This is a genomic window from Streptomyces chiangmaiensis, assembly GCF_036281785.1.
GTDB classification, from domain to species: domain Bacteria; phylum Actinomycetota; class Actinomycetes; order Streptomycetales; family Streptomycetaceae; genus Streptomyces; species Streptomyces chiangmaiensis.
Map to the genome: position 1 here is coordinate 1 of NZ_JAYWVC010000338.1, position 5,620 is coordinate 5,620.

At 64.4% G+C, this 5,620-nt stretch carries 5 protein-coding genes and 1 pseudogene; 2 read left to right on the plus strand and 4 right to left on the minus strand.

What is annotated here, in order from left to right:
- Window positions 1-60: 60 nt before the first annotated feature.
- From VXC91_RS41810 to VXC91_RS41820, 3 genes are read right to left on the minus strand one after another with little or no spacing between them, the layout of a single operon-like run.
- The gene (locus VXC91_RS41810) at window positions 61-534 is read right to left on the minus strand and encodes a GNAT family N-acetyltransferase (protein ID WP_329512590.1); all 474 of its coding nucleotides are present in this window, start codon (window positions 532-534) and stop codon (window positions 61-63) included.
- Window positions 535-570: 36 nt separating this feature from the next.
- Complete coding sequence (locus VXC91_RS41815) at window positions 571-1,032, minus strand: GNAT family N-acetyltransferase (protein ID WP_329512591.1); 462 nt, start codon at window positions 1,030-1,032, stop codon at window positions 571-573.
- 19 nt (window positions 1,033-1,051) lie between these two features.
- Window positions 1,052-1,621 carry a universal stress protein gene (locus tag VXC91_RS41820; protein ID WP_329512592.1) on the minus strand — a complete coding sequence of 190 codons (570 nt, stop codon included), beginning with the start codon at window positions 1,619-1,621 and terminating at the stop codon, window positions 1,052-1,054.
- Window positions 1,622-1,999: 378 nt separating this feature from the next.
- On the opposite strand from VXC91_RS41820, the gene pdxR reads away from it, so the two are divergent.
- Window positions 2,000-3,385 (plus strand): MocR-like pyridoxine biosynthesis transcription factor PdxR, encoded by a 1,386-nt coding sequence (pdxR, locus tag VXC91_RS41825; protein WP_329512593.1) that lies wholly within the window; start codon window positions 2,000-2,002, stop codon window positions 3,383-3,385.
- Between the two features lie 100 nt (window positions 3,386-3,485).
- Here the strand turns inward: pdxR and VXC91_RS41830 are convergent.
- Window positions 3,486-4,016 (minus strand): annotated as a pseudogene (locus VXC91_RS41830) (ATP-binding protein); the annotation flags it as partial.
- Window positions 4,017-4,124: 108 nt separating this feature from the next.
- On the opposite strand from VXC91_RS41830, the gene sigJ reads away from it, so the two are divergent.
- Complete coding sequence (sigJ, locus tag VXC91_RS41835; protein WP_329512594.1) at window positions 4,125-5,387, plus strand: RNA polymerase sigma factor SigJ; 1,263 nt, start codon at window positions 4,125-4,127, stop codon at window positions 5,385-5,387.
- Window positions 5,388-5,620 lie beyond the last annotated feature (233 nt).

Genomic DNA, 5,620 nt, shown 5'->3' on the forward strand with positions numbered 1-5,620 from the left:
GGTGAACATGTCGCGCGCTTCGGATGCCGTGGCAGGCCACCACGTCTGAACACCGGACGGCTACGCCAGGTCGTGCTCGATCGCGGTGAGCTCCTCGTCGTGACCGCCTTCCGCCGGTTCGCGCTTGGGGTAGGCGCCGGCGCCGGGATGGACTTTATCGATGAGGTCGGCGTACGCGGGGTTACGGTGGATGAACTCGCCGACGACCGGGCAGATGATGGTGATTTTCTTCCCGCTCTCGCGGATCTCGTCCAGCACGCGGGAGACGAGCTCCGTGGCCACCCGATGTTTGCGGTAGGCGGGGTCGACCCACGTCGTCAGCAGCACAACGCGACTGCCCACGAACCGGTACGAGAGCTCAGCGATCGCTTCATCACCGAGGGCGGCGACCCAGCGACCGTGCTCCGCGTCGTTGAGCACATCGAGCTCCCAGCTGGACTCCGCCTCGCCAAGACGTGCCTCGTTCAAAGCGGCGATGAGAGCAGCGTTGTTCTCTTCACGGGCGGACGCCTCAGCCTCGAAATTGATCGTCATTTCACACTTTCTGCCGGGGGGAGCTGATAGGCGGGCTTAAGACGAACGCGTGCGGCCTTTGGTTATTCCCGGGTGATTAACGTCGATGAGGTCGGCATACCCTGGGTTGTTCTCGATGAAGGTGAGCACGATCGGGCACAAGATGGTGACTGTCTTCCCTTGCACGCGCACGTCGTCCAGGACGCGTCTGATCAGCTCTGTGCCGATGCCTTGTTTGCGGAACTCGGGGAACACCGAGACGGCCAGCAACACGAGCCGGCTGTCGCCGGCGACGTTGTAGGCCAGGCCGGCGACCTCGTGGTCGTCGACGATGCCCTCGTAGACGCTGGTTTCCTTGTTGTCGACGACTGCGAAGTCAAACGCGGGGGCGTGGGGATCGTCGGCTACCTCGTCGATGAGGACGATCTGGTCCTGACTGAGGGTGCCTTTCCCGTCGGGGTATCCGGCCTCGTCGTTGTATTCGAAGGCGGAGCGGTCCGGCTCGGTTGGATTGGTCATAGCGGTGTCCCTTCGTTTGTTACTGGTCCGTGTCGGTGTAGGCGGGGCGTTGCAGTGGGGGTTGGTGGAGTGTGTGGAGCGGGTCGTGGGCTGTCGCGCCCAGGAGTCGTTTCGTGCGGGTGAGGGCTTCAAGGTCAAGCTGGAGTGGGGGCGGGGGGACGGTGAGGACCGGGCAGGTAGCGTGGGTGAGGCAATAGTGGGCGACGCGGGATCGCCAGCGGCGGAGTCTGCCGTGATGTCTTCCGCCGATGACCAGCAGGTCGGTTTCCTTGTTGGCGATCTGGACGAGGGCGCGGCCCGCGGAGCCGGAGATGACGAGTCCACTGATGGGGACGGTGTCGTCGGTGGCAGCGAAGGCGTCGTTGAGGATGTTTTTTAGCAGGCGCATGGCTGCGGTTCTGGTGCCCTTGAGGGGCGGTCCGTTGGTCCCGGGAGGTGGGTCCGTGTCGCAGGGCCGCCAGACCAGGACCGCCAGGAGACGGCGTCCGGTGAGCCGGGCTTCGGTGCCGGCCCTCTGTAGTGCGACGAGGCTGTTGAGTGATCCGCTGACCCCGACCACGATGCGCTGCTGCTGTGATGGGCTGTCCATGAGGCTCCTTCTTCCGGCCCGCAGGACGCCCTCAGCGTCACCTTTTAGGACAACCGAGGTGGGACGGCTATCCGCCTCAAGGTGTTGAGGCTGTCACCGAGCGGGAGCGACTGCACAGGGCGTCTCTTACTTGACGACGTAGACATGCTGTGTGTGATGTAGCGAGATTCACACTCTGACGGAGGAATGTCTCCGGATCCGTGGGTAGGCATCTCGACTCACACCCCTGGCGCTCATGCGCTGAGGCCCCCTACCTGCTCCGGCTGCTCGGTCAGGCCTCGTCGGGGCATGTCTCCTGTGTCCTTCAAGGCAGTCTTCCTCGCTCAACGTGTTGTCGGCTCGGTTACGCCCTCCGCGGTTCGCCAGTACTGTTCGCCCATGTCGGAATTCTGCGCTGCTTCGGGTATTGCTCCTGATTTGATACGAGCTGGGCGAGGTGTGCGCCGGGCGCTGACCGAAGCCCTGCGCGAAGCGGTCCGCACCGGCCACCTGGCCCCGGGGACACGGCTGCCCTCCTCCCGTCAACTCGCCACCGATCTCGGCCTTGCCCGCAACACCGTGGCCGACGCCTATGCCGACCTTGTCGCCGAGGGATGGCTTACCGCTCGCAGAGGCTCGGGCACACTCGTGGCGGACAGGATGATCACTCGGCCGATCTTGGCGCGCTCAGCCCCCGATCCATCCGGCGACCCTCGCCACGACCTGACCCCAGGTAGTCCCAACCTCGCCACTTTTCCTCGTGCGGCCTGGCTGAAGGCCACACGCCGCGTCCTGGCCGCGGCCCCCGACGACGTGCTCGGCTACGGCGATCCCCGTGGTCGGCCGGAGCTACGGGCCGCACTCGCAGACCATCTCGCTCGAGCCCGCGGCGTGTACGTGAGTCCGGCGCACATACTGATCTGCGCCGGCGTCTCCCACGGCCTGCAGATCCTGAGCGGAGGCCTGGCCGAGCGGGGGGCGAGGAATATCGCCGTCGAGTCCTACGGCCTAGACAGGTACTGGGCCCTGCTGGCGGCTGCGGGGCTCAAGACCCGCCCGCTTACCTTGGATACCCACGAGACCGACCCGGTGCCGCCCGTCGGCACGGATGCGGTCCTACTCACACCCGCTCATCAGTTCCCAGCCGGCACGGCACTGCAACGCGATCGCCGGACGGCCGTCGTGGACTGGGCCAGACGGACCGGCGGGCTGGTCCTGGAGGATGACTACGACGGTGAGTTCCGGTTCGACCGCCAGTCTGTCGGAGCGCTCCAAGGACTCGACCCCGACTGCGTGGTCTACATGGGTACCGCCAGCATGACCCTTGCTCCGGGCCTACGGTTGGCCTGGATGGCGGTGCCTCCCATGCTCGCTGAGGAAGCCGTGGCGGCCAAGGGGCAGATCAACTCGTGCGAGGTATTCAGCCAGCTGACGATGGCGGAATTCATCACCTCCGGCGCCTACAGCCGTCACGTACGTGCTGCCCGTCGGCGCTACCGCGATCGACGAGATGCGCTCGTCACAGCGCTGGCTCAGCACGCCCCAAAGGTGCGCGTCATCGGGACAGCGGTTGGCCTGCACACGGTGCTCGGTTTGCCGCCCGGGACCGAGCAGCGGGTTCTTCAGTCGGCAGCCCGGCAGGGCCTCAAAGTAGTAGGCCTGTCTCGATACCGCCATGAACGGTCCCTGAGTCCCATGGCCGATGGCCTCGTCGTTGGATACGGGGTCCCCTCTGACGCTGCGTGGCCTCAGGCGCTCTCCGCACTCGTGCGGGTCCTTTCCTGACGCGCCCCCGAGGAGCCAGGTACCCGAACTGAGATGTTTGTGGGTGCGGCATCACCTCACGCCTGCCCCGGGTTACAAGCTCGAGAAGGCAGGCGCAGGTTCATGAAGTGCATATTCGCCGGCACCGTTTCTGTGTCGACGACGGCTGAATTGTGAGCCAGTGGCGACGGATGAAAGTGGCCTCCGCTGCATCTGTTGATGTTGGTCCTTCCCCAGTGTTGGCGGCGGGAACCCGTCCGAGGTTGCGGCCGCGCATGCGGTAGCTGTCGCCCTTGAGCGAAATGGCTTTGGCGTGGTGGACGAGGCAGTCGATCATCGCAGCGGCGACCGTGTCGTCGAAGGCAGCTCCCCAGCGTCCGAAGAGTTTGTTGCTGGTCATGATCACTCTCGTGTGTTCGTAGCGGCCCGAGATGAACCGGAAGAAGAGGTTCGCGGCCTCGGGTTCGAAGGGGATGTAGCTGACCTCGTCCACGACGATCAGCGGGATCCGCCCCAGACGGATCAACTCACCCATGAGCCCGCCCACTTGGTCGGCTTCGGCGGGGCGAGTCACCCACCGGGCCGCGGTCGCGAAGGCGACCCGGTGGTCAGGTGGGTCTGGGCCGGGTGCGGCGGCCAGGACTGTGACACCGCAGGTGCTGGGTGCGCCGACTTTTCAACCATGGTCCTGAACCGTCAGCACCCGCGCTTCAGTGATTCGTACGAGTAAGAATCACCTGTTCTGGGGCGCTGTCATGGTATGGACAGGGACAAGCGCACAGACCTCGACATCCATGTGGCGAAGGACGCGGAGGTGGAGACTTACGATGCGTCGCTCGGTCCGGACCGCATCGGGACCCTGGTCTATCAGCTGACTGGCGGCAAGGTCGCGATGATCTCGACCGCGGTGGAAGCGGAGTACCAGCATCACGGTGGGGCCGCAGAACTGATCGTCAGCGCGCGCGACGACATTACCGGTTCCGGAGGGACGGTGACGACCCGCACGTACACGCCGCCGACAAGTGATGTGGTCTGCAGCACGGATACGGAGCACATACATCGGTCGTTCATCGGGGATGGCGGCATGAACGATGAACCGTTCCCCGAGGCTGGCGAAGATTCGCTGGCGACCATTTTCAAAGAGCGCCGGCTCCTACTGAATCTGGCGTTTCGGATGCTCGGATCGTCCTATGACGCCGAGGATGTCGTGCAGGAGACGTACACGCGCTGGTATGCGTTGTCCGAGGAGGTTCAGCGCAGCATCAAGTCACCGATGGGGTGGTTGGTACGTGTAGCCAGCAGGATCTGCCTCGACCAGCTCTCCTCGGCGCGAGTGCGACACGAGCAGTATGTGGGGGAGTGGCTGCCGGAGCCTGTGCCCGATACGTCGTGGGACACGGTCCGACCTGCTTACGCGGGCACCGACCCGGCAGACCAGGTGAGCTTGGACGAGTCAGTGACCATGGGAGTCCTGGTGATTCTGGACACCGTGACGCCTGCAGAGCGTATTTCTTTTATCCTGCATGACATTTTCGGTGTTCCGTTCAACGAGATCGCCGAAACCGTTGGCCGCACTCCCGCGGCGTGTCGCCAGCTTGCCGCGTCCGCGCGTCGTCGTGTCCGAACCGCCAAACCGCGCGGCATTGTGAGAGCACGGCACAAGTATGTCGTATCGGCGTTCAAGTATGCATGCGAGACGGGTAACCTGGATGCGCTGGTCGGCTTGCTGGACGCCAACGCAGTCGCCCAGTCCGACGGCGGTGGCAGGGTCCGCACCGCTCTGAGACCGATCGTCGGCGCCGACAGGATTGCTCGGTTTCTGAAGGGCGTCCTCCGTAAGGAACCCGGAACCAGTTTTACAGAAGAGCGGGTAAGCGGGCAGCCGGGCATTGTCGCCCGGATCAACGGGGTGACCGTCCTTGTCATGTCCTTCAACCTCGACGATGCGGGACTCATCGATCGTCTGTGGGTGATGATGCACCCGCAGAAACTACATGCCTGGCGTAGCCGAGATCTCTCTTGAAGCTTTCTCCTGCTTTCGAAAGTTCAGGAACGAGGTTCCCGCCCACCTCACCGTGGCGGGCCTGACGCGTTTTCGTGCCTGGCGGTTGCACCTTCCGGTCGCAGCGATCGCAGCTGTCGGCGACAGCGGAAAACTCGAAGCTCGGACGAGTGATCCACGCTTACCCGACGCTCCACCGTAAACATTCAGCTGGTGCGCGCTGGGTGATGGATTAGGGCGTGTAGTGACGGCCG

Excerpts from the sequence above, each read along its gene's own strand:
- VXC91_RS41810 (WP_329512590.1), bottom strand. The coding sequence starts at position 534 with ATGACGATCAATTTCGAGGCTGAGGCGTCCGCCCGTGAAGAGAACAAC.
- VXC91_RS41815 (WP_329512591.1), bottom strand. The coding sequence starts at position 1,032 with ATGACCAATCCAACCGAGCCGGACCGCTCCGCCTTCGAATACAACGAC.
- VXC91_RS41820 (WP_329512592.1), bottom strand. The coding sequence starts at position 1,621 with ATGGACAGCCCATCACAGCAGCAGCGCATCGTGGTCGGGGTCAGCGGA.
- pdxR (WP_329512593.1), top strand. The coding sequence starts at position 2,000 with ATGTCGGAATTCTGCGCTGCTTCGGGTATTGCTCCTGATTTGATACGA.
- sigJ (WP_329512594.1), top strand. The coding sequence starts at position 4,125 with ATGGACAGGGACAAGCGCACAGACCTCGACATCCATGTGGCGAAGGAC.